A 22,383-nucleotide genomic window follows, 5' to 3' on the forward strand; every position below is an offset into this window, starting at 1 on the left:
CGTCGTCGACCGCTATATCGCGAACCGAAAGGCATGGGTTGCGGATTGAGCGGCTGGAAGGAGAACATTCCCTTCGATGTCGACGGCCGCACCTGCGCCGCCATCACCTTCGCCCGCAAGGGAGAAACCCTGTTCGACCGGGCTTGGATCGACGGCAACCGGCTGCGTTTTTTTTCCGCCTTCCCCGTCAAATGGTCGAACCGCTCGCCAAATGACCGGCCGCAATCCCCGCTTGAAACTGTCTATTACAGAACATCCTATCAGGCGTAGAACGGCGGCAACGCCGATTTTGCGGCAACGGCGCAACAGCCTTACCAATCCTTCATGCAACCTTACCGATTGCTCACTTTTTGCGGCGCTTTTTCCACATTAATGTCGCATATGACCTGAACAGAAGCTTCGCCCGAAGGGAGCGGCCTGCCCTTCCTTGCCAAGACCAAAGCCTTCCCTTCCCGAGACCCAAGAACCGACATGAGAAAATTGCTGCCCATTCTGGATTACGTGGTGCTCTTCGTTGCCGTGGCCGGCAGCGGCGTGGCCTACGCCTTTCTGGAATATGGCGGCGGCGCATTGATCGGCGCGACCTATGCGCTGTTTGCCTGCGCACCCATCCTCGCCTTCGAGCGCGGGTACATCATGCCCGGCCTGTCGCGGCAGGTGAGCGCCCTGCCGACGCCGGCCTATATTGCCGTTGGCCTCGTCATCTATGCCATCCTCGTCTTTTGCGGCTTCGGGCTTGGCGGCACGATCCTGTGGTTGAGCGGGATATTTCCCGGCACCTGGAAACGCGCCGTCCATGCCGAGGTGCAGACGCTGATCTTCACCCTCATTGTCTGCGGCATCATCGTCTTCATCATGCGGGTGCGCGAGCTTCTCGGCCGCGATATCTTCATCGACCTCATCCTGGGGCGTTATCGCCGGCCGGTCAGTGAAGACCGCGTCTTCATCTTCATCGATCTCGTCGGCTCCACCTCCTTCGCCGAGACCCATGGCGACCTGAAGGCCCAGGAATTTCTCGGCGAAATTTTTGCAAGTTATGCCGCACCGGTCAGAAAACACGGCGGCGTCATCGACGACTATATCGGCGACGCCGCCATCATCACCTGGCCCTATCACATGGCGATCCGGCGGGCGGCCTGCGTGCGCTGCGTCTTCGATATTCAGGCGACCATTGAAAACACCCGCGACATGTGGCTTTCCCGCTTCGGCGAGGTGCCGCGCCTGCGCTTCGCCATTCATGGCGGGCCGGTCATCACCGCGGAAATCGGCGTCGACCATCACAAGATCACCTATTTCGGCGATACGGTGAACACGACCTCGCGGCTCGAATCGCTGAGCAAGATGCTCGGCCACCCGGTGCTGATTTCCGCCGACCTTGCCCATCAGCTGGTGCTTCCGAAGGGCGTGCGCAGCGAATATCTGGGCGAACATGCCGTCAAGGGCCGTGGCCAGACGCTCGGCGTCTGCACGCTCAGCCAATATCAGGCGCCTGCCGCATAAGGGCCACGGGCGCAAAAAAGCCGTGCGGCCCATTTGCCGGCGATGGCCGTCATCAAAATTCATCAAAGCTTCAAACGGCAATCACCTGCCTGTCATGCGACGACCCTATCGCGTCAATCCTGTCTTCAACAGGTATTGAGAGGGGTCTCCATCATGAAGCACATTCTTTTTGCACCTTTCGCGGTTCTCGCGCTCACCGGTGCGGCGCATGCGGCGGAAAAGGAGTTTCCGGCAAAGCTCGTTTCGCACGCCATTCTGCCTGCCAACACCATGATCGCCGCACCTGCCGATGCGCCGGAGCACCTCAAGACCTCCGCCAAATTCACCACGGCCGACCGCAAGCGCGCCGAGGGCCTCGGCACCGTGCCCGGCAAGGACGGCGTGCGCCTGACCGGCCTTTCCATGCCGTTCAACGGCCAGCCGATGCAGGGCTTTTCCGGCATAAGGGCGATGCCGGACGGTAGCTTCTGGAGCCTTTCCGACAACGGTTTCGGTTCCAAGCTCAATTCCAGCGACGCCATGCTGATGCTTCACCATCTGAAGTTCGACTGGGACGCCGGCAAGGTCAACGCGCTTGAAACCGTGTTCCTCTCCGATCCCGACATGAAGGCGCCCTTCCCCATCGTTCTGGAAGGCTCGAGCAAGCGTTACCTGACGGGTGCGGATTTCGACGTCGAATCCATTCAGCCGGTCGCTGACGGTTTCTGGGTCGGCGAGGAATTCGGCCCCTACATTCTGAAATTCACCCGCGACGGCAAGCTGACCGACGTGATCTCGACCAAGGCCGGCGACATCGAGGTGAAATCTCCCGACCATCCGGCTCTTGCCCTGCCCGGCAACCCGACACAGAAAATGCCGGCTTTCAACCTGAAGCGTTCCGGCGGTTATGAAGGCATGGCGCTCTCCAAGGACGGCTCGAAGCTCTATGGCCTGCTGGAAGGCCCGCTCTACATGGCCGACGGCCAAGTGGAAAAAACCGAAGACGGCGCGACCGCGCTGCGCATCATCGAACTCGACACCGCCAAGAAGGCGTGGACCGGCCGCAGCTGGCTTTATCCGCTGGCGGAAGGCGGCGAGGCAATCGGCGACTTCAACATGCTAAATGACACCACCGCGCTCGTCATTGAGCGCGACAACGGCGCCGGCACGGCCGACAAGGCCTGCGCCGACCCCAAGGCTCCGGCTGCGGACTGCTTCGCCCGCCCTGCCAAGCTGAAGCGCATCTACAAGATCGAATTCAACGACGCCAATGTCGGCAAGGCCGCCCGCAAGATCGGCTACATCGACCTGATGAAGATTTCCGACCCGGAGAACAAGAAGCGTCAGGGCGGCGGTAACGGCTATTACGACATGCCTTTCGTCACCATCGAGAATGTCGACCGCGTCGATGCCACCCATATCGTCGTCGGCAACGACAACAACCTGCCCTTCTCCGCCGGCCGTGCGCTGGACAAGGCTGACGACAACGAATTCGTCCTGCTGGAGGTCAAGGACCTGCTTGAGGCGAAATAAGACCAAGGCTGCTGTCACTTGCTTTGACGGCCGCGAATGATCCGGCCGGAGCGCCCGGCAGACACAAATGTCTGCATGGCGCTCCGTTCCGATTTTCCAGAGCTAGCGGAAAAGAAGACGTTTCATGCAGGACCATGCAGAAAGACTTTATTACGCCCTGAAGAAAAGCTGGTCGGGCGAGACGAGCGGCCTCTGGTCGCGCGAAAACCCCGCCAAGGGCCAAGGCAGCGTCACCGCGCTGGTGGTACAGGATATTTTCGGCGGAGAGCTTGCCAAAACCGCTGTCAGCGGTGCCGACCATTTTTACAATATCGTCGAAGGCACCCGCTGGGATTTCACCTTCAGCCAGTTCGATATTCCGGTCGGCTATCAGGACAGGCTTGCCAGCCGCACGGAAGCCATGGCGACGATAACGCCGCTGCAATATGCCTATCTCAGCGCCTGCATCCGCAAGGCGCTCGGGCACGGCTGAGCCGTTAGCAAAAGCGCATCGCGGCACGGTGGCCAGCCAAGTGTGTTGCGTTTCAAGACCACGATGTCAATCTTTCCCGCAAAGCAGACACAATCCTTGCGATAATATCGCCAGGTGGAATGGTTGCACCGGCTGGAGAGATATTCGATGAGTGAAAGTTGCCCGGTCCTGACACCGGCGGAACGGCAGGTACAGGCCATATTGGAGCGCACGGAAGCGGCGATGATGGCCACCATTCACGCAGCGCTCGAACGTGCCAGCAAAGAGGTCACTGAGGAATTCCGGGCCGTCGATTCAGACATGCAGCCACCGCCCCGCGACTATTTTGCCGCTGTCGCCCATCAGCAGCTCTTCCTGATGTTATGCGGGGCGGACCCGAAAACCTTCAAGGGCGGAGACCCCGAAATCGCCGGCCACATCATTCGGAACGCGCAAAACATTTCCGACCACTACTGGAAGAAAACGCCTGCCGCGGCGGATGTCCCCGGCAAGTGATACATTCCGCGTGAAGACAGGATTTCGTGTCACGCGGCATCGCGCGCGATCTGCGTTTTAGAAAAGATGCCCGGCCCGGCCGGATCCCTTTGGCCATTCCACGTCACAGCACCTTCATCATCGCCGGTTAAGCAGGCGCAAATCCGGAGGCTGGAATGGATTCGACCGCACAGATCAAGCGCCCGAAAATCGCAGAGACCGTCATCCATGCAACGGCGAGCATAAGAGATTCCAATATCGGCGAATGCTGCGAAATTCTGGCTGACACCTCCCTGCACAATGCGGAACTTGGCAATTACTCCTATCTTGGCCCCCGTTGCATGGTGGGCGATGCAACGATCGGAAAATTCTGCGCCATCGCCGCAGAGGTCAGGATAGGCGCTCCGAACCATCCGATGGACCGGCCATCCATGCACCGTTTCAGCTATTGCCCTGAATATTATTCTGCGGATGCCGTGCGCGATGACGCCTTTTTCGACCGGCGCAGGGAGGAACGCGCCGTCATCGGTCACGATGTCTGGATCGGTCACGGCGTTATCGTCTTGCCGGGTGTCACGGTTGGAGACGGGGCAGTGCTCGCCGCCGGCGCGGTCGTCACCAGAGACGTGCCGCCCTACACCATCGTCGGCGGCGTTCCCGCAAAGATCATTCGCGAACGATTTTCGCGGCCCATCGCGGAAAAGCTTGCATCAATCGCATGGTGGGACTGGCCATTCGAAACGATCATGGCACGGCTTTCCGATTTTCAGTCGAGCGACATAGAAGCCTTTTGCGAGCGCTGGTCCTAGCGGACGCAAGAACCGTCCTGTCGCGAAACAGAGACGCGCCGTTCGTTATTCGAACACGAATGCCAGCCGCTTGCCCGTCAGCTTCGCCAGTTGCTGCAAACGCCCGTCCAGCCGCTCGCCGGCGAAATCGCAATAATCGTGCGGCACGACGAATTCCAGATCGAGATCGGGATTGCTGGATTTGCGGAATTTGAGGTGGTCGACGACGCCCGGCATCGAGGCCGAGAAGAGATAGACGACGCGCAGCAGGCCGCCGAGCAATTTACCGAGTTCCTGCAACCGGTCACCCGCCATGGCGGCGAGCGGCTGTGTGGTGCCGTTGTCGTTCAGACCTTCGAAGCGATAATAATTGGCGAGCGCAATATAGGCGCGGCCGGGATGGGTGATCGCCACGAAGGAGGAATGGGCGATGATGTTGAGCGCCTGCAATCCGCGATAATCGGGATGGGCGCGCCAGCTGATATCGGCGAGAAGGCAGGCCGCCTGCCGGTAACGGCTCTCCTCTTCGGTCTCGTCAACGCCGAAGACCGGGAAGGTGCGGCCACTCCAGTCCGCCAGTTCGCGCGCATGTTCCGGCGAGCGGGCACGCAGAATGGCAAGTTCATCGGCTGCAACCAGCAGCGGGTCGGAATCCCGCTCTTCTTCCGTCAACAGCGAATAGAGATAACCTTCGCGCACGCCCTGCGCCGAGAAGGCGATCCTGGCCGGCTTCATCATTTTCAGAACTTCGCGCATGGCGATGGCGCCGAAGGGCAGAAGCGAGCGGCGGTTCTTGGAGACCGCCTGCCAGGCCGGATCCTTGCTATCCCGGGAGACGATGACCTCCTCGAGAAAATTCAGCATTTCCTCCAGCGGCAATTCATAGCCCTGCATCATATGCAGCGGATAGCCCGATATCTCCATATGCAGCTTGGCGATGTTTCGCCAGGTGCCGCCCACCGCGTAAAAGGTGCGCCCCTCACCTGCCGCCAGAAGCTTGGCGAAGGATTTGACGTGTTTTCTGGCAATCGTCGCCGCTTTTTCCAGCGAGCCGTCCGACTGCTCCGACAGCCGCAGGCCGCCGAGCGGCAGGGTGATGCCCTCGCCGCAACTCTTGCCCTTGATGTCGATGAGTTCGAGCGAACCGCCGCCCAAATCGCCGGCAATGCCGTCTGGATCATGGAAACCGCTGATCACGCCATAGGCGGAATAAAGCGCTTCCTTTTCGCCTGACAGAACCTCGATCTCGCAGCCGAGAATGGCTTCGGCCTCGCGGATGAAATCCGGGCCGTTTTCCGCCTCACGCGCCGCAGCCGTCGCCAGCACATAAAGCTTCTGCGCCTGCGCCTGCTCGGAAAGGACATGGAAACGCCGAAGCGCCATCAGCGCCCGGCTAACGCCTTCCTCATGCATGCGGCCCGTCAGCGCCAGTCCCTTGCCAAGGCCGCACAGGACCTTTTCATTGAACAGCACCGCAGGCGCGCGGGAAAGACCTTCATATACGACGAGACGAACGGAGTTCGAACCAATATCTATGACGGAAACGGGGGCAAGGCCGGTCAGCCGCCCCTGTGCTTCTGATCGAGTCATTCAGCCTGTTTCTTGCGGGACGAAATCAACCCGGCAATCAATTTGGGCGCACTGGATTTCAAGGCTTCACCACGTCCGGAAAGGCTGGGATTGGTCATGAAATAGTGCTGCGCGTTGAACGGTTCTTCGCCTTTACGCACCTCGATGCGCCTCGACGTTCCGTCCGCAAGTATCTCGTAGCTCTGCTGGTTGTCAATGAGATTGCCCAGCATAATCTGTGAAAGAACCTGCTCATGCACGGTGGGATTGGTGAGCGGAACCAGCGTTTCCACACGCCGATCAAGGTTGCGCGGCATCATGTCGGCCGAGCCGATATAGACCAGCGCCTTGTCCGACGGCAGGCCGAAACCATTGCCGAAGCAGAAGATGCGGCTGTGTTCAAGGAAGCGCCCGACGATGGATTTGACGCGGATATTATCCGACAGACCGGGCACCTGCGGGCGCAGGCAGCAGATGCCGCGCACGACGAGATCGACCTCCACGCCCGCCGCACTGGCGCGGTACAGCGTATCGATGATTTCAGGATCGACCAGCGAATTCATCTTCATCCAGATCGCCGCCGGCGCGCCGCGCTTGGCATGTTCGATCTCTTCGTTGATGTGCTTCACGATGCGGGCGCGCAGCGTATAGGGCGAAACGGCCAGCTTCATGCCCTCTTCCGGTTCGCCGTAACCCGTGATGAAGTTGAAGATATTTGCCATGTCATGGGCGATCTTCGGGTTGCAGGTGAAGAAGGACAGGTCCGTATAGATCTTGGCGGTAATCGGGTGATAGTTGCCGGTGCCGAGATGGCAATAGGTTCTGAGCTTGCCGTCCTCGCGGCGCACAACCATCGACATCTTGGCGTGGGTCTTGAGTTCGATGAAGCCGAAGACGACCTGCACGCCGGCGCGCTCCAGATCGCGCGCCCAGCGGATATTCGCCTCTTCGTCGAAACGCGCCTTCAGCTCGACCAGCGCGGTGACGGATTTACCGGCTTCGGCCGCATCGATCAGCGCACGAACGATCGGGCTGTCATTGGAGGTGCGGTAAAGCGTCTGCTTGATGGCGAGCACTTCGGGATCGCGCGCGGCCTGCAGCAGGAACTGCACGACCACGTCGAAGCTTTCATAGGGGTGGTGAACCACCATGTCCTTTTCGCGGATGGCGGCGAGGCAATCGCCGGCATGTTCGCGCACGCGCTCGGGGAAACGGGCGTTGTATGGTTCGAATTTCAGGTCGTCGCGCGGCGCGCGGACGATTTCCGAGATGGTGTTGAGCGCGAGAAGGCCGGGCAGAACGGCAACACGATTATCAGGCACGCCAAGCTCATGCACCACGAACTGGCGCAGCGACTGCGGCATTTCGCTGTCGGTCTCGATGCGGATGACCGAACCGCGGCGGCGGCGCTTCAGCGCGCTCTCGAAGAAACGGACCAGATCTTCCGCCTCTTCCTCAACCTCGATATCGCTGTCGCGGATGATGCGGAACGTACCGGAACCGCGGACGGTGTAGCCGGGATAGAGCCGGTGGATGAACAGGCCGACCACATCTTCAAGGGTGATGTAGCGGATGGCGTTCTTTTCGTCAGGCAGGCGTACGAAACGGTCGAGCGCGGGCGGCAGGCGCAAGAGCGCCGTCATCGGCTCGCGGCCGTTGACGCTGTCGAGCTGCAGGCCCATTGAAAAGCCGAGATTGGGAATGAAGGGGAACGGATGCGCCGGGTCGATGGAGAGCGGCGTCAGAACGGGGAACATGCGTTCCTCGAACTCCGTTTCCAGCCAGATGCGGTCCGCATCCGAAAGTGCGGCGGGGCGCACGATGAAGATTTCTTCCTTGGCGAGGTATTGCTGCAGAACGGCGAGCGATGCCTGCTGCTCCATCTGCAGATTATCGATTTCCTTCAGAATATCTTCGAGCTGCTCGGCCGGCGTCTTGCCGTCCGGCGTCTTGACGGTGATCTTCTGGCGGACCTGCCCTTCGAGGCCGGCGACGCGGACCATGAAGAATTCATCGAGGTTGGCGGCCGAGATGGAGAGGAAACGCAGCCGCTCCAGCAGCGGATGATCCGTGTTCAGCGTTTCTTCGAGAACGCGGCGGTTGAACTGGAGCCAGGAGAATTCGCGGTTGATGAAACGCGCCGGGCTGTCCCACAGGCTCTCGCCTTCGGTCACCGGCTGAACCTTGTTGAAGTCTTCCTGCGCGATAGCGTCCATTCCCTGTTCCATCCCCTGACCGATTTCCGTCCCGTGATCCTGCTGCATCGCGCGATCGTCCTTCTTGCCCGTATAACAGTTTGACGACGGAACTGTGACAGTCAATCGACATCCAGTCCGCTGCCCCCTGCTGCGTTGTCCATCGCATTGAGGACCTCCGCCACCAGCGGCCGTGTAATTCTCGTTCCACGCGAAAGCGCCAGCCGGTCGATACGGTCCACGATCGTCTGGGCCGTATCGAGCGAACGCTCCATTCTATTGACGATGTAACCTATGAGTTTGTCATCCATGTAAAGCTGCCGGTCGGCGAAGAGTTTCACCAGCACCTGCGCTAAAAGCCCCTCGTCCGGCTCGCCGGTTTCCACCACCGTTACGGCTTTGAGGCGCGAGCGCAGATCGGGCAGCGTCACCGGCCATGCGGCCGGCCATTGCCGGCTCGTCATCAAAAGCGTGGTGCCGTGCTGGCGTACGCTGTTGATGACATGGAAGAGTTCGGTCTCGTCAAAACCGCGCCGGTCGGCGTCCTCGAAAAGAACCGGTCCCGTTTCGGCCGCACGCGCGGCATCGGAGCCCGTCTGGGGGTGAATGTCGCGGGCGTCGCTGATATTTTTCCAGATATTGGCGAGATGCGATTTTCCCGAACCCGGCGGCCCGGCCAGCACGACGACGGGCGAGCGCCAGTTCGGCCATTCATCGATGAGGCTGACGGCAGCCGCAAGCGAGGCGGAGACGAGGAGATCATCCCTGCCGGAAGCGGACTGGTGCGAGAATGCGAGCGGCAGCTGCTCGGCCTTCAACCGGGCATTGTCGGTTTTGATTTGGTCAGTCATCGTCAGCTCTGAGAGTCAACCTTGCCGGAGGACGTTTCCCCTTCTTCCAGGGCAGGGTTTGTGTCCCAGGGAAGGTTGGCGGCATGCCCGTGGTAAAGATCGCTTTCAAGATACCGCGACAAGGCGAAGCGGACAAGCACGCCGACCGCCGCCGCAGCCGGCACCGCGACGAGAAGCCCGACGAAACCGAAAAGCGCACCGAAGGCGAAAAGGGCGAACATCAGCCAGACCGGATGCAGGCCGACGCTTTTGCCAACAAGCTTCGGCTGCAGGATGTTGCCTTCGATGAACTGGCCGGAGAAGAACACGACGAGCGTCAGAAACACATAAATGTAATCCGGCCAGAACTGCACGATGGCGACGCCAACGGCGAGGATGAGGCCGACCATGGAGCCGATATAGGGGATGAAGCTAATGAGGCCTGAAAAAAGGCCGATCAGCAGGCCGAAATTCAAGCCAACCAGCGACAGGCCGACGGCATAATAAACGCCGAGAATGATGCAGAGCGACCCCTGCCCGCGCACGAAACCGGCAATGGTCTTGTCCATGTCGCGGGCGATCTGGCGGACGGTATGGACATAGTCGCGCGGTATCCAGCTATCGACCTTGTCGATCATCCGGTCCCAGTCGAGCAGCAGATAGAAGGCGACCACGGGCGTGACCACCAGAAGCGACATGACATCAACCAGCGATTTGCCGGAATTCCATATCTGCGTCAGCAACGTGCCGATGAAACCGGCGCCTTCGGTCAAAAGCTTGGAAAAATTCTCCTTCACGGCGTCGATCTGGCTGCTCACCCAATCCGGCAGGAGATTGGTGTCGGCGCCGGCAATCAGCTGCTGCAATGACGAGATATATTGCGGGATGCGCGTGATGAATTCCGAGGCCTGGGCGGCGATCAGCGGGATGATGATGATGAGCGACAGCGCAAAGATCAGCACAAAGGAGACGAGGATGACGACGGTCGCCATCAACCGGCTCAAGCCGCGCCGTTCCAGCCAGTCGGCAACCGGATCGAGAAAATAGGCAAGCGCCATGCCCGCCACGAAAGGCAGGAGAATGGAGCTGAAGACCATAAGGAAAAGGACAAAGACGGCAAGCACGCCGATCCAGAAAAAAACCTGCCGGCGCAGGCTCGTACCGCTTACATGGGGTTGCATCCGTTCATCCTTTATCGCCGCACCGTCACCGCCCGTGATGGAGATAGGATGCGTACATGCACATGGTCAAGACCGGCGCTTTCGCGCGTGGGCAGAAGGAGGCTGCCCGCACAGCGGTAAAATCCTTCATTTCCGGCCAACCCCTCGCAACGGCAGGTTGACCGACGGTAAATATTAGACAACTATCAAATATTGCCGGGCGAGCCAGCGGCGCTCCTTCATGTCCGGCGGCCGGGGGGCACGATGCAGAACAGCAGTGAAAATGGCATCGCGGAATATAATGCCGGTCTCTTCGATAATCCCGAAGTTGCCGAATGGTATGACAACCAGCAGCTTTATCCGGCCGAACGCATCATTCTCGACCAGTTCCGCCATGCCTATGCGGGCAAGCGGCTGCTTGACCTCGGTGTCGGCACCGGCCGAACGACGAAGCCGCTTTTGCCGCTCGTGGGAGACTATATCGGCATTGACCGTTCGCAGCCGATGCTTGCGCTGGCGCGGCGAAATTTTCCAGCCGCCACGTTTCTCGATATGGATGTGCGGGCGATCGGCCAGTTCGGCGCGGAGCGTTTCGATTGCGTGCTCGGCGCGCTCGCGATTCTGAGCGCCTTCGACCATGAGGACCGGCTTGCCATCATCCATGCCGTGCGAAGCATTCTGTCACCGGGCGGGTACTTCATCTTTTCTTTTCATAACCGGCAATGGAAGCGGGCTGGCGGCATGCCGCTGCACCGCCGCTCCTGGCACCCTCGCGAGGTGGTGAATTCGCTGCATCCGCAAAGCTGGATCAACTATCTGCGACTGCAACCTTCGACACGGCGGACGCCGGAATATGCCATTCTCGCGGATCAGGCGCATCGATGGAGCGGCCTGTTTTATTTCATCGACCTTGCCGCCCAGACCCGCCAGCTGGAAGCGGCGGGCTTTGAGATCGCCGCGCGTTATGGCGAGAACGGACGGCCGATAGAGGAAAATTCCGATACGTCCAATGACGGCCTGCTCAATCTCGTCTGTCGCGCCGCGCCGCAGCCATCGTAAGCACCCAATCCGGCCAGCCCCGCCAAAGCCGTTAAAAACCGGAGCTTTTGCCACTCAAACCCTTGCATCAGGCCCCGTCCCGTGCGAATGGCGACGCCAAAGGAACCAGCGGAGACGAGAGCCATGAGCCAGTCGGGCAAGAACGGTCTTACCTATAGTGATGCAGGTGTGGATATCGACGCCGGCAACCTGATGGTCGAAAAGATCAAACCGGCGGTGCGCTCGACGCGGCGTCCCGGTGCGGATGGCGAAATCGGCGGCTTCGGCGGCCTGTTCGATCTGAAAGCCGCGGGCTTCACCGATCCGGTTCTGGTAGCCGCCAATGACGGCGTCGGCACCAAGCTGAAGATCGCCATCGATGCTGACTATCACGACACCGTCGGCATCGATCTCGTCGCCATGTGCGTCAACGATCTCGTGGTGCAGGGCGCAGAACCGCTGTTCTTCCTCGATTATTTCGCCACCGGCAAGCTGGACCCAGACCAGGGTGCGGCCATCGTTTCCGGCATTGCCGCTGGCTGCCGCGAATCCGGCTGTGCACTGATCGGCGGCGAAACCGCTGAAATGCCCGGCATGTATTCCGATGGCGATTACGATCTCGCGGGCTTTGCCGTCGGTGCGGCCGAACGCGGCCAGCTTCTGCCGGCTGGCGATATTTCCGAAGGCGACGTCATTCTCGGCCTCTCCTCTTCCGGCGTTCACTCCAACGGCTTTTCGCTGGTGCGCAAGATCGTGTCGATCTCCGGTCTCGACTGGAGCGCGCCGGCCCCCTTCGCGGATGGCAAGAAGCTCGGCGAAGCGCTGCTGACGCCGACCCGCATCTACGTGAAGCCGCTTTTGAAGGCGATCCGCGAGACCGGCGCGCTGAAGGCGCTGGCGCATATTACCGGCGGCGGTTTCCCGGAGAATATTCCGCGCGTTCTGCCCAAGCATCTCGCCGCCGAAATCGATCTCGACGCGATCAAGGTTCCGGCCGTCTTCTCTTGGCTTGCGAAAACCGGCGGTGTTGAAGCGAAGGAAATGCTGCGCACCTTCAATTGCGGCGTCGGCATGATCGTCGTCGTTTCGGCTGAAAATGCCGAAAAGGTCACCGATGTTCTGACTGCCGAAGGTGAAACCGTCTTCCCGCTCGGCCGCATGGTCGCCCGCGAAGAAGGCGCGCATGGCACCATCTACAAGGGCGCTCTCGGCCTATGATGAGCGCCGCCTTCCCGTCCGGCCGCAAACGCGTCGTCGTTTTCATTTCCGGCAGTGGCTCCAATATGGTGTCGCTGGCCAAGGCCTGTCAGGCGGCGGATTTTCCGGCGGAAATCGTCTGCGTCATCTCGGACAAGGCATCTGCGGGCGGCCTGGAAAAGGCAAGGGGCATGGGCATTCCCACGCTGGTCTTCGAGCGCAAGACCTATGCCAGCAAGGCCGAGCATGAGGGCGCCATTCTGGCCGCACTTGGTGAAATCGCGCCCGATATCATTTGTCTCGCCGGTTACATGCGGTTGATATCGGGGGATTTCATTGCTCCCTATGAAGGGCGCATCATCAATATCCACCCTTCCCTGCTGCCGCTTTTCCCCGGCCTCAACACCCATCAGCGCGCCATTGACAGCGGCATGAAGATTTCCGGCTGCACCGTCCATTTCGTCACCGAAGGCATGGATGAAGGTCCGACCATCGCGCAGGGTGCGGTGCCGGTCATTTCCGGCGATACGGCCGAAACTCTGGCGGCGCGGATCCTGACAGTCGAGCATCAGCTCTACCCGCTGACCCTGAAGCGGCTTGCCGAAGGCAAGGTTCGAATGGAAGACGGCAAGGCGGTCTCCACGGATGGCGAAAGTAAAACTGAGTATTCAAATCTCATCTCCGCCTCCTGATAAAGCTATAACTAAAGTACAAAAACACTCATAATGGTATTTTTCGGAAAATAAACCGATCGTTTACCATAATCATCTTTAATGCCCGCAACGGCCCTTATTTCGGGCCCTCCGGTCATTCAGGAGCGATTATGCCATTGTCGAGATTTTCCCTGCCGCTTTCTGTTGTCCTGATGGCGGGCGCCAGTCTGCCCGTCGCGGCTGAGCAAAGCGGCATTACGGCCTCAGTGGATGCCGGCGTTCTCAATCTCCGCGCAACGGAAACCGTTCATATCGGTGGACGCAAGTTGAGCGAACTCGAATGGGAAACCAAAAACGCCGTGGCATTGCGCGGCTCGCTCGGGCTTGAACTTGCGCCCGGCTGGCGCGTCAAGGCGGAAGGCCGCGTCGGCTTCGAGGGCGACGGCTACATGACCGACTATGACTGGGTTTGGCCTTTTTCCAGAGATAGCTCGAAAGACAATTGGAGCCACCGTTCCCAGCATGACGACACGCGGCTCGACCATTATTTTTCGGGAAGCCTCGAACTCAATCGCATGTTGCTGGACGATCCGCAGCAATATCTAAGCGCCGGTGTGGGTTTTCGTTATACGGATGTTCAATGGTCGGCTTATGGCGGCAAAGGCACCTACAGCCTTTTCTCACCACGGGACCTGAGTGTAAGGTTCAATGATGATGTCAAAGGCATCACCTACCGTCAGCAAATCCCGGTTTTTTACGGCAACCTTACAGGCGGCCAGAGGTTCGGCAACTGGTCATTGAATGCTGGCCTCGAAGGCGGCGCGATGGTCTATGGCAAGGCAACAGACGACCATCATCTACGCGACATGCGCTTCACCGACAAATTCGATGTCGCCGGCATGTTTGGGGTAAAAGCAGGCGTTGCCTATGACCTGACCCAGAACGCTTCAATCTACATCGACGGCGCCTATGATTATACCAGCCTAGGACGCGGAGACACCCATTACAGCGGCGCAGGCGCGGGAAATCTCGCCTCTGAAAAGAATGCCGGCGGCGGTGACCTCCAGTCGATTTTCGTGGGGATGGGCGTCAAGGGACGGTTCTAGGATGCGGTAACTTTGAGACGGAAGCGCAGCATAGGGCGCTCGCCGATGGTCAGCGGACATCACCGCATATAGGTGAGATGCACGCCGTATCGTCGTTCCCATGAAAAGCAACGTTCGGGCGACGATTGACTTCTTATTTTCATCGGCGTTACTTTATAGTTGCCAAGCAACCTGTCTCAGAAGTTATTATTCAAGTCATTCTCATAAAAAATTTGGAGATTTCTGATGAAATCAATTCGTATTGTTTCCGCTTTTTACGTGACAGCATTCTCCATCTCCTCCGCGATGCTGGCTCCGGTACTTGCGGCCGAGAAATTTGCGACCAAGGCTGAATTCATCACAGCCACCGCCGGAAAGACGCTCACAACGAAGACCAAGAAAGGTGATACTTTTACGGCTACTTATGACGCCAATGGCAAGGGCAAGTTTTCCATCGAAGGCAAAACCTCGGGCGACCTCAGTTGGACGTTCAAGAACGATACCTTGTGTTCCGAATTCAAGTCGATGAAATTCAAGGAATGTAACAAAGTCGTCGTGGGCAGTGGAACGGAACTGAAATTTCTGGACGCGAAGACCGGCAGCCTCAACAACACTTACAGCGTTAAATAGGCTAACTTGTCCGCATCTTTAAGGGGCGGGGCTGATCAGCTCTTGTTTAGGAGGCCTCGATTCAACATCGCCCATTGCAGCAGGATGATCGTCTTGGAATCGGTGATTTCACCCGAGGCGATCATTCCGAAGGCTTCATCCAGCCCGTAGGTCAGAACCTCCAGATCCTCGCCTTCGTCCTCCAGCCCGCCGCCGTTGCCGGCCTGCACGTCGAGGTCGATGCGCGCGACGAAGAGGCTGACCTTCTCCGTCAGCGTGCCGGGGCTCGCATACATGTCGAAGAGATACTCGACCTTTTCGACCGCATAGCCGGATTCCTCCATCGCCTCGCGGCGAATGGCATCGGCGGCATCGTCGTCATCGAGAAGACCCGCCGGTACCTCGATCATGAAGCTCGGATCGCCGTTCACGAAAGCGGCGGGGCGGAACTGGCGCACCATTACCACGCTGTCGCGCTTCGGATCATAAAGGAGAATGGCGGCAGCGCTGCCATGATCGTGGACTTCCCGGACGATGCGTATGGTTTTGCCATCCGGCATGCGCTGGTCGAAAACGAGCTTCTGCATATGCACGAAGCCCTTCCAGACGGTTTCTTTTTCCACCAGCCGGATTCTGCCCGCATCCGTGTCGGCCGGAATGTTTTTCGCCTGCGTCTGTGTCACCGGATATGTCCTTGCCTGTCGTGGGATTTCAGCCTGCCCGTGTTGCGGCGCAATATCAAGCCTGGCGGACCTCGTCATCGCGGCGGAGCCACACCTTGTTGTCGTGAAAAGCCGCACCGCCATAGGGGGCGACGGCATCGGCGCCGGTCAGCACATTGATGCCTTCGCCATCCAGATGCGCCCTGTTTGGCCACAGCCCTTCGGCGATCAGCACACCCGGTCTTGCACCCTCCACGATTTTCGCATGGAGGCGCACTTCGCCGCGCGCATTGCCGATGCGGACGATGTCGCCATCGGCGATGCCATTGCCGCTCGCATCCTCGGGACAGATCATCAATTCCGGACGGCCTTCCTTCTGCACGGAGGTCTTCGTTTCCGCGAAGGTGGAATTCAGGAAGTTACGCGCCGGCGATGTCGCCAGCCGGAAGGGATGGTCACCGTCTACGGTTTCGATGACGTCGACCTGATCCGGGAATTTCGGAAATTGCGCAACAGGCCCCATCACACCGATATTCTTCGGCGGCTTGTTCGGAGAGGGTCCCGTCGCCCATTCGGGACTGAAACGGAATTTGCCGTCGCCGTAACCGAATCCTTCGAGATAATGCGCCACCTCGAAGGACGGCTGCGCATCGATCCACTTCTCTTCAGCCAGCGTGTCGAAATCGCCCCAGCCGCTGACTTTCAGCATACGGTCGACATGGTCGCGGGCCGAAAGGCCGAAGCCCGGCATATGGTCGACGCCGAGGCGTTTTGCCAGTTCCTCGATGACGAAGAGATTGGTGCGCACCGTTTCCGGCGGCTCCACCAGTTTTGGGCCAAGCAGAATGTGGTTCTGGCCGCCGGCACGGTAGATGTCGTCATGTTCGAGGAACATGGTGGCGGGCAACACGATATCGGCTACATCGGCCGTTTCGGTCATGAACTGCTCATGCACGGCGACGAAGAGATCGTCGCGCAGGAAGCCCTGTTTTACCAGTCGCTGTTCGGGCGCGACATTGACGGGATTGGTGTTCTGGATGAGCAAGGCCGTCACCGGGCCGCCATGGCGCAGCGCTTCCGCATCGCCCGTCAGCACGCGGCCGATCTGCGACTGGTCAAGTTGGCGCACCTCGGGGTCGGCGTAAGAACTGCCCATCAGCTCCGCCTTGTTGAGCCGGAAGATGTCGCCATTGTTGTGGAACGCGCCGCCGCCCTCATATTGCCAGGAACCGAGAACCGTGGCGATGGAAAGCGCCGCATGCATGGCGACCGCGCCGTTGCGCTGGCGGGCAAAACCATATCCGAGCCGGAAGAAGGTCTTCTTGGTGGTGCCGACAAGCCTTGCGAAATCCTCGATTTCGTCGACGGAAAGGCCGGTGATTTCGGACGCCCATTGCGGCGTCTTCGTCTTCAGATGTGCTTCAAGCCCGGCCGGATCGTCAGCGAAGCGCGCCATATACTCACGGTCGGCGTAACCGTCGCGGAAGGCGATGTGCATGACGGCGCAGGCAAGTGCGGCATCCGTGCCGGGGCGGACGACGAGGCGCATATCCGCCTGCTTCATGGTCGGATTGTCGTAGATATCGACGACGACGATCTTCGCGCCGCGTTCCTTGCGGGCTTTGACCGCATGGGTCATGACATTGACCTGCGTGGCGACCGCATTGGTGCCCCAGATGACGACGACATCGGCCTTGGCGATCTCGCGCGGATCCGGGCCACGCAATGCGCCGGTGCCCATCACATAACCGGTCCAGGCCATGTTGGTGCAGATCGAGCCAAAAAAGCCGGAATATTTCTTGGCGTGGCGCAGCCGCTCGATCGAATCGCGCTGCACCTGCCCCATCGTACCGGCATAAAAATAGGGCCAGATGGCCTCCGCACCATGACGGGCTTCCGCCTTTACGAAAGCGTCCGCGACCTCGTCCAGCGCCGCTTCCCAGGAGATTTCCTGCCAGTCGCCTGCGCCTTTTGCGCCCTTGCGGCGCTTCGGGTTCAGCAGACGACCGGGATGGTAGATGCGCTCGGAATACCGCGCCACCTTGGCGCATATCACGCCGGCGGTGTAGGTGTTGGCATTCGCGCCGCGCACGCGGCCGATGCGGCCATCGGCATTGATGTCGACCTCAAGCGCGCAGGCGCTCGGACAGTCATGCGGACAGACCGTGTGTCCGATACGGACTTCGGACTTCGGGGCGGCTTTTTCAGCGGAAATCGGGGTCGCAACGTTCATGTCTTTTGTATATTGCATCAACGATGCGGCAAAAAGGCCGAAGTGACGTCCATCAAGAATATTCATCCTGACCATTCATCCGGATAAACGGCAAGCGAGACACATCCATGAACTACCGCCATATCTATCACGCCGGCAATTTCGCGGATGTCCTCAAACATGCCGTTCTCGCCCGCCTCGTGCGTTATCTCCAGAACAAGGACAAGGCGTTTCGGGTGCTGGACACCCATGCCGGCATCGGGCTTTACGACCTGACCTCGGAAGAGGCGCAGAAGACCGGCGAATGGCAGACCGGTATCGGCAAGCTGATGGAGGCCGATCTGCCCGCCCCCATCGCCGAACTGCTTGAGCCTTATCTTGATGCCGTGAAGGAGCTTAATCCGGAAGGTGGCGTGAAATTCTACCCCGGCTCACCGAAACTCGCGCGCATGCTGTTTCGCCCGCAGGACCGGCTTTCGGCCATGGAACTGCACCCGGATGACAGCCGGGCGCTCGCACGCCTGTTCGAGGGGGACTATCAGGTGCGTGTCACCGAGCTGGATGGCTGGCTGTCGCTCGGCGCGCATCTGCCGCCGAAGGAAAAGCGCGGCCTCATCCTCGTCGATCCGCCTTTCGAGCTTGAGAATGAATACCAGCGTCTGGCGGATGGTTTGAACAAGGCCTATCGGCGTTTTTCCACCGGCACCTATTGCCTGTGGTATCCCTTGAAGAAAGGCGCACCGATCAAGGACTTTCACGAGCGGCTGCAATCCTTCGACATTCCGAAGATGCTGTGCGCGGAGCTTTCCGTCAGAAGCGACCGGCTGGATGGCCTGAGCGGCTCCGGCCTTATCATCGTGAATCCGCCCTATACGCTGAAGGACGAGTTGCATACGCTGCTGCCCTATCTGAAGACAATGCTGGCGCAGGACAGGTTCGCCTCGCAGCGCGCCTTCTGGCTGCGCGGCGAGGAAAAATCGGAAGAGATTTGAGGGGCTATCTCAGCCCTTCCCGCCTCTGCGCCTGCGCAAGCTGCGACCGTTCGAAGAACAGGATCACGAACAGGGCCATGATGAAGGGAATGATGAGGTAGAACAGCCGGAAGACCAGAAGCGCCGCGATGACATCCGCCGGGTTCATGTCCGGCAGGCCGGTGACGAAGACCAGTTCCAGCACCCCCAGACCGCCCGGCGCGTGCGAGATGAGCGCCGCCGAGAAGGAAACCAGAAATATGCCGAGAATGACCATATAACCGGGATTTCCGGCTTCCGGCAGCGCAAAATAGATGATGCCCGCCGCACCGATCAGCTCGATCGGGCCGATGACGAGTTGCTGCGCAACAAGCTTCGGCGCGGGGTATGGCAGCACGAAGGAACCGATTTTCAGGGGTTTCAGCCTTAGCAGGCTGCCAAGAATATAAAGACCGACGAAAAGAAGAAGCACCACACCTGTGGTGGTGGAGGCTTCGACGGGCAGAATGCCGGTAAACCGTTCGGTGATGTCAGGCTCGTAAAGCAGCACCAGCCCGATCAGCATGATCGTACCGATAAGGAAGGTGAAGGAGCAGAGGCCGACAAGCACACCCACTTCCGCCACACTCAGCCCCTTGGAAGTATAGGCCCGATATCGCACCACGGCGCCGGAGAATACCGAGGCCCCGACATTGTGGGACAGCGCATAGGTGGTGAAAGAGGTGAGCGTGATGAAGAACCAGTTCACTTTGCGGCCAAGATGCTGCAACGCGATGCGGTCGTAACCGGCGAGCGCGGCATAGGCCAGCAGGGTAGCAAGGCCCGAACACAGCCAGTCCCGCACGCGAATGGCTTTCAGACTGTCCCAGAGATCATCGAGCGACAGGCCGCGCAATTCGTGAAAGAGCAACCAGGCGGAAAAACCGATCGTCGCGAAGCCAACGACGGGCCAGATATATTTCTTGAATTTCATGCGGTCATGCCCGCCTATTTCCTCCAGCCTCACCCCAGCCCTTTTCCGTCTTTGCGGAAGATTCGTTCGACTTTATTCGTTATGCGGCAAAGCTTTCAACCTTTTCATCAAAGATTGGCGGTTTGCCCCGTTCACAAGTTGATGTAAGACCGGATCGTCGCCCGCCGGCGATATGAGGTCGTCCATTTTCCGGAGAACGTACACGGAATGAAGCGTTATGCCGGTTTCATCGCCCTGGGCCTTCTGTCGCTCGGCGCATTGTGGTTCGCGCGGGAAAATCCGGCTCCGACCGATCCCGCCGGCAACCGGCAGACGCAATCCCAATCGCAGGCCGCCGGCAATTCCCGGCCGGACGCCCCAGGGCGCGACGTTTCCCGACAGGAGACGGCCAAGAACCCTGCGCCCCGCGGAAACGGGTTCGATTTTTACGTGCTGTCGCTCTCCTGGTCACCGGCGTTCTGCGCCAGTTCCGAAGGCTCGGGCAACCGCCAGCAATGCGGCAGCGACAGGCGTTACGGTTTCGTGGTGCACGGGCTGTGGCCGCAGAACGAAAACGGCTATCCCGAATTCTGCCAGAGCGGCGAGCCCGACCGTGTTCCGGACGCGATCGGCCGCACCATGTTCGATATCATGCCGTCCATGGGCCTGATCGGCCACCAGTGGCGCAAGCACGGCTCCTGCTCCGGCCTGTCGCAGAGGGACTATTTCTCAGCGACGCGGGCCGCCTTCGAAGCCATCCGGCTGCCGGGAAAGATCGCCTCGGGCGCCGAAGCCGCCACTCTCTCCGCCGACGCCATAGAAACCGCTTTCACCGACGCCAATCCCGGCCTGTCGAAACGCGGCATCTCCATCAGCTGCGACGGCAGGCGCCTCGAGGAAGTGCGTATCTGCCTGAACAGGGACATGACATTCCGCGACTGCCCCGAGCTTGACCGCAAGGGCTGCCGCGCCAACGCCACGGAAATCATCCCCATTCGCTAGAGCGCATCGAATGTTCCCTGTTGCGCTCTTCTACACATTTTCCAGACATAAAACCGCTATGCAGCTTTATTGACTAATCCAGTCCCCAGACGACAACCCACAGGACACGACCATGGAACTGCTCTACTCGCCCGCCTCCCCCTACTCCGCCAAGGTCCGTATGGCCGCGCGCCATCTCGGCATCGACATTACCTCCGTGCGTGTCGATACCAATGCCGAGCCCGCAACGCTGATGGACAACAATCCGCTCGGCAAAATTCCGGTCCTGCTTCTGGATGAAGGCGGCTCGGTCTATGACAGCGTGGCGATCATGCATTATCTCGACCGTCTTTCGGGTGGCAAGCTCTACCCGAAAAAGAACGGCAAGCGCACGGATGTGGAAATTCTCGAAGCGCTGTGCGACGGCATCATGGATTGCCTGCTCGCCATCGTCTACGAGCGTCGTTTTCGCCCGGAAGAAAAGATCCACCAGCCATGGATCGACAAGCAGTGGAGCAAGGTGGTCCGCGGGCTTGATTATCTCAACACCAACCTGCCGAAAACCGGCAAGAAACTGCATGGCGGCCATTTCGCCCTTGCCGCGATGATCGGTTATCTCGACCTGCGTTTCGCCGGCGAATGGGCCGAAGGGCGCGATGCGCTGGCCGCCTGGCCGGAAACCTTCGGCAAGCGTTTCGAAGCCTACGCGGAAATGAAGGCCGCCGCCTGAGGCGGATGCAGAAGGACGCCCGGCCGGAAGGCCGGGCATTCATGCCGACGCTTAAGAGCGAAAAACAAAAAAGCCGGGGCAAAACCCCGGCTTTTCCAATAGCGATCCTTGAGGGATCAGAACTTGACGCCGATACCGGCCTTGACGGAGTGGTCGTCATAACCACGCGAGAAGGCGTCGTTGCCGAGCGTGTAGTCCTTCTTCTGGTAGTCGCTGTAGCGATATTCCAGACGAGCGGTGATGTTGTCGGTAACCATGGCTTCAACACCGGCACCAACCGTGTAACCGAGAGCCGTGGCGCTGTCCTTGTTGACGCCGTCACGAACCTTGTTGTCGGAAACAGCAAGACCGGCCGTACCGTAGAGCAGGAACGGGTTCATGTCGTAACCGACGCGGCCACGCAGCGAGCCGTTGACGCCCTGCTTGCCTTCGACGGCGCGACCTGCGACCGTACCGGCGGAACCGCGCTCGTCACCGAGGTTGACGTCGGCTTCCGCACCGTAAACCAGCTGGCCGTTCTGCCAGTTGTAACCGCCGTAGAGACCGCCGCCAGCGCCCTTGGCGTCACGACCGTCGTTGCTGGAGCTGAAACGGCCCCAATCGTAGTTGACCGTACCACCGAGGTAGGCGCCGGACCAATCCTTGACCGGCGCGGGCTGGTCGTAGGAAACCGGTGCCTGCGGCACTTCATTTACGGCGTCAGCGGCGTGAGCAGCCGAAAAGCCGGCGGCTGCCATGGTCGAAGCCATAAGGGTTGCTACGAAAATACGCATGCTATTCTCCTTTCAGGACC

General features: G+C 59.7%; 21 protein-coding genes and 1 pseudogene. 14 read left to right on the plus strand and 8 right to left on the minus strand.

Features of this window, described 5'->3' with window-relative positions:
- Positions 1–21 precede the first annotated feature (21 nt).
- The 6 genes and pseudogenes from F3H58_RS06165 to F3H58_RS06190 all read left to right on the plus strand — a co-directional run.
- Positions 22–270: pseudogene (locus tag F3H58_RS06165) on the plus strand (hypothetical protein); the annotation flags it as partial.
- Positions 271–471: 201 nt separating this feature from the next.
- Complete coding sequence (locus F3H58_RS06170; protein WP_059752500.1) at positions 472–1,500, plus strand: adenylate/guanylate cyclase domain-containing protein; 1,029 nt, start codon at positions 472–474, stop codon at positions 1,498–1,500.
- Positions 1,501–1,653: 153 nt separating this feature from the next.
- The gene (locus tag F3H58_RS06175; RefSeq protein ID WP_149741565.1) at positions 1,654–3,012 is read left to right on the plus strand and encodes an esterase-like activity of phytase family protein; all 1,359 of its coding nucleotides are present in this window, start codon (positions 1,654–1,656) and stop codon (positions 3,010–3,012) included.
- Between the two features lie 124 nt (positions 3,013–3,136).
- Entirely contained in the window at positions 3,137–3,484 is a 348-nt protein-coding gene (locus F3H58_RS06180; protein WP_065654053.1) for a YunG family protein, read from the plus strand.
- 147 nt (positions 3,485–3,631) lie between these two features.
- A complete protein-coding gene (locus tag F3H58_RS06185) occupies positions 3,632–3,979 on the plus strand; it encodes a hypothetical protein (RefSeq protein ID WP_149741566.1) in 348 nt (115 codons plus the stop codon).
- A gap of 155 nt (positions 3,980–4,134) precedes the next feature.
- Complete coding sequence (locus F3H58_RS06190) at positions 4,135–4,767, plus strand: DapH/DapD/GlmU-related protein (RefSeq protein WP_149741567.1); 633 nt, start codon at positions 4,135–4,137, stop codon at positions 4,765–4,767.
- Positions 4,768–4,812: 45 nt separating this feature from the next.
- On the opposite strand, the gene ppx is transcribed toward F3H58_RS06190, so the two are convergent.
- From ppx to F3H58_RS06210, 4 genes are read right to left on the minus strand one after another with little or no spacing between them, the layout of a single operon-like run.
- Positions 4,813–6,336, minus strand: coding sequence for an exopolyphosphatase (ppx, locus tag F3H58_RS06195; protein WP_065654055.1), 1,524 nt, complete (start codon positions 6,334–6,336; stop codon positions 4,813–4,815).
- Positions 6,333–8,636, minus strand: coding sequence for an RNA degradosome polyphosphate kinase (locus tag F3H58_RS06200; protein WP_374996929.1), 2,304 nt, complete (start codon positions 8,634–8,636; stop codon positions 6,333–6,335). Before F3H58_RS06200 ends, ppx begins: the two co-directional genes overlap by 4 nt.
- Positions 8,633–9,361 carry a DnaA regulatory inactivator HdaA gene (gene hdaA, locus F3H58_RS06205; protein ID WP_149741568.1) on the minus strand — a complete coding sequence of 243 codons (729 nt, stop codon included), beginning with the start codon at positions 9,359–9,361 and terminating at the stop codon, positions 8,633–8,635. The genes F3H58_RS06200 and hdaA overlap by 4 nt, the downstream gene beginning before the upstream one ends.
- 2 nt (positions 9,362–9,363) lie before the next feature.
- Complete coding sequence (locus tag F3H58_RS06210; protein ID WP_080818751.1) at positions 9,364–10,521, minus strand: AI-2E family transporter; 1,158 nt, start codon at positions 10,519–10,521, stop codon at positions 9,364–9,366.
- Positions 10,522–10,764: 243 nt separating this feature from the next.
- Here F3H58_RS06210 and F3H58_RS06215 point away from each other — a divergent pair, with 243 nt between their 5' ends.
- From F3H58_RS06215 to F3H58_RS06235, 5 genes are all read left to right on the plus strand, one after another.
- A complete protein-coding gene (locus tag F3H58_RS06215) occupies positions 10,765–11,559 on the plus strand; it encodes a class I SAM-dependent DNA methyltransferase (RefSeq protein WP_149741569.1) in 795 nt (264 codons plus the stop codon).
- A 123-nt stretch (positions 11,560–11,682) separates the two neighbouring features.
- Positions 11,683–12,756 (plus strand): phosphoribosylformylglycinamidine cyclo-ligase, encoded by a 1,074-nt coding sequence (gene purM / locus F3H58_RS06220; protein WP_065654060.1) that lies wholly within the window; start codon positions 11,683–11,685, stop codon positions 12,754–12,756.
- Positions 12,753–13,427, plus strand: coding sequence for a phosphoribosylglycinamide formyltransferase (gene purN / locus F3H58_RS06225; RefSeq protein ID WP_149741570.1), 675 nt, complete (start codon positions 12,753–12,755; stop codon positions 13,425–13,427). Before purM ends, purN begins: the two co-directional genes overlap by 4 nt.
- 131 nt (positions 13,428–13,558) lie before the next feature.
- On the plus strand, positions 13,559–14,494 hold the full coding sequence (locus F3H58_RS06230) for an omptin family outer membrane protease (RefSeq protein WP_149741571.1): 936 nt from the start codon (positions 13,559–13,561) through the stop codon (positions 14,492–14,494).
- A gap of 225 nt (positions 14,495–14,719) precedes the next feature.
- The gene (locus tag F3H58_RS06235) at positions 14,720–15,103 is read left to right on the plus strand and encodes a hypothetical protein (protein ID WP_149741572.1); all 384 of its coding nucleotides are present in this window, start codon (positions 14,720–14,722) and stop codon (positions 15,101–15,103) included.
- A 35-nt stretch (positions 15,104–15,138) separates the two neighbouring features.
- Here the strand turns inward: F3H58_RS06235 and F3H58_RS06240 are convergent, their stop codons facing one another.
- Complete coding sequence (locus F3H58_RS06240; RefSeq protein ID WP_149741573.1) at positions 15,139–15,765, minus strand: NUDIX domain-containing protein; 627 nt, start codon at positions 15,763–15,765, stop codon at positions 15,139–15,141.
- Positions 15,766–15,820: 55 nt separating this feature from the next.
- A complete protein-coding gene (locus tag F3H58_RS06245) occupies positions 15,821–18,043 on the minus strand; it encodes a molybdopterin-containing oxidoreductase family protein (RefSeq protein ID WP_188128796.1) in 2,223 nt (740 codons plus the stop codon).
- A 41-nt stretch (positions 18,044–18,084) separates the two neighbouring features.
- Here F3H58_RS06245 and F3H58_RS06250 point away from each other — a divergent pair, with 41 nt between their 5' ends.
- Positions 18,085–18,948, plus strand: coding sequence for a 23S rRNA (adenine(2030)-N(6))-methyltransferase RlmJ (locus F3H58_RS06250; RefSeq protein ID WP_078054080.1), 864 nt, complete (start codon positions 18,085–18,087; stop codon positions 18,946–18,948).
- A gap of 4 nt (positions 18,949–18,952) precedes the next feature.
- Here the strand turns inward: F3H58_RS06250 and F3H58_RS06255 are convergent, their stop codons facing one another.
- Entirely contained in the window at positions 18,953–19,900 is a 948-nt protein-coding gene (locus F3H58_RS06255; protein WP_065654066.1) for a lysylphosphatidylglycerol synthase domain-containing protein, read from the minus strand.
- Between the two features lie 207 nt (positions 19,901–20,107).
- Here F3H58_RS06255 and F3H58_RS06260 point away from each other — a divergent pair, with 207 nt between their 5' ends.
- Together F3H58_RS06260 and F3H58_RS06265 are read left to right on the plus strand one after the other, a co-directional pair.
- Complete coding sequence (locus F3H58_RS06260; RefSeq protein WP_149741574.1) at positions 20,108–20,881, plus strand: ribonuclease T2 family protein; 774 nt, start codon at positions 20,108–20,110, stop codon at positions 20,879–20,881.
- A gap of 112 nt (positions 20,882–20,993) precedes the next feature.
- Positions 20,994–21,590 (plus strand): glutathione S-transferase, encoded by a 597-nt coding sequence (locus F3H58_RS06265; RefSeq protein WP_149741575.1) that lies wholly within the window; start codon positions 20,994–20,996, stop codon positions 21,588–21,590.
- Positions 21,591–21,706: 116 nt separating this feature from the next.
- On the opposite strand, the gene F3H58_RS06270 is transcribed toward F3H58_RS06265, so the two are convergent.
- Positions 21,707–22,363 (minus strand): outer membrane protein, encoded by a 657-nt coding sequence (locus F3H58_RS06270; RefSeq protein WP_035261664.1) that lies wholly within the window; start codon positions 22,361–22,363, stop codon positions 21,707–21,709.
- Positions 22,364–22,383: the final 20 nt, after the last annotated feature.

This window comes from Rhizobium sp. NFACC06-2 (assembly GCF_900101425.1).
GTDB lineage: Bacteria > Pseudomonadota > Alphaproteobacteria > Rhizobiales > Rhizobiaceae > Agrobacterium > Agrobacterium leguminum.

Bases quoted from the DNA above. Each gene is read 5' to 3' on its own strand.
- F3H58_RS06170 (WP_059752500.1), top strand. From the start codon at position 472: ATGAGAAAATTGCTGCCCATTCTGGATTACGTGGTGCTCTTCGTTGCC.
- F3H58_RS06175 (WP_149741565.1), top strand. From the start codon at position 1,654: ATGAAGCACATTCTTTTTGCACCTTTCGCGGTTCTCGCGCTCACCGGT.
- F3H58_RS06180 (WP_065654053.1), top strand. From the start codon at position 3,137: ATGCAGGACCATGCAGAAAGACTTTATTACGCCCTGAAGAAAAGCTGG.
- F3H58_RS06185 (WP_149741566.1), top strand. From the start codon at position 3,632: ATGAGTGAAAGTTGCCCGGTCCTGACACCGGCGGAACGGCAGGTACAG.
- F3H58_RS06190 (WP_149741567.1), top strand. From the start codon at position 4,135: ATGGATTCGACCGCACAGATCAAGCGCCCGAAAATCGCAGAGACCGTC.
- ppx (WP_065654055.1), bottom strand. From the start codon at position 6,336: ATGACTCGATCAGAAGCACAGGGGCGGCTGACCGGCCTTGCCCCCGTT.
- hdaA (WP_149741568.1), bottom strand. From the start codon at position 9,361: ATGACTGACCAAATCAAAACCGACAATGCCCGGTTGAAGGCCGAGCAG.
- F3H58_RS06210 (WP_080818751.1), bottom strand. From the start codon at position 10,521: ATGCAACCCCATGTAAGCGGTACGAGCCTGCGCCGGCAGGTTTTTTTC.
- F3H58_RS06215 (WP_149741569.1), top strand. From the start codon at position 10,765: ATGCAGAACAGCAGTGAAAATGGCATCGCGGAATATAATGCCGGTCTC.
- purM (WP_065654060.1), top strand. From the start codon at position 11,683: ATGAGCCAGTCGGGCAAGAACGGTCTTACCTATAGTGATGCAGGTGTG.
- purN (WP_149741570.1), top strand. From the start codon at position 12,753: ATGATGAGCGCCGCCTTCCCGTCCGGCCGCAAACGCGTCGTCGTTTTC.
- F3H58_RS06230 (WP_149741571.1), top strand. From the start codon at position 13,559: ATGCCATTGTCGAGATTTTCCCTGCCGCTTTCTGTTGTCCTGATGGCG.
- F3H58_RS06235 (WP_149741572.1), top strand. From the start codon at position 14,720: ATGAAATCAATTCGTATTGTTTCCGCTTTTTACGTGACAGCATTCTCC.
- F3H58_RS06245 (WP_188128796.1), bottom strand. From the start codon at position 18,043: ATGAATATTCTTGATGGACGTCACTTCGGCCTTTTTGCCGCATCGTTG.
- F3H58_RS06250 (WP_078054080.1), top strand. From the start codon at position 18,085: ATGAACTACCGCCATATCTATCACGCCGGCAATTTCGCGGATGTCCTC.
- F3H58_RS06255 (WP_065654066.1), bottom strand. From the start codon at position 19,900: ATGAAATTCAAGAAATATATCTGGCCCGTCGTTGGCTTCGCGACGATC.
- F3H58_RS06260 (WP_149741574.1), top strand. From the start codon at position 20,108: ATGAAGCGTTATGCCGGTTTCATCGCCCTGGGCCTTCTGTCGCTCGGC.
- F3H58_RS06265 (WP_149741575.1), top strand. From the start codon at position 20,994: ATGGAACTGCTCTACTCGCCCGCCTCCCCCTACTCCGCCAAGGTCCGT.
- F3H58_RS06270 (WP_035261664.1), bottom strand. From the start codon at position 22,363: ATGCGTATTTTCGTAGCAACCCTTATGGCTTCGACCATGGCAGCCGCC.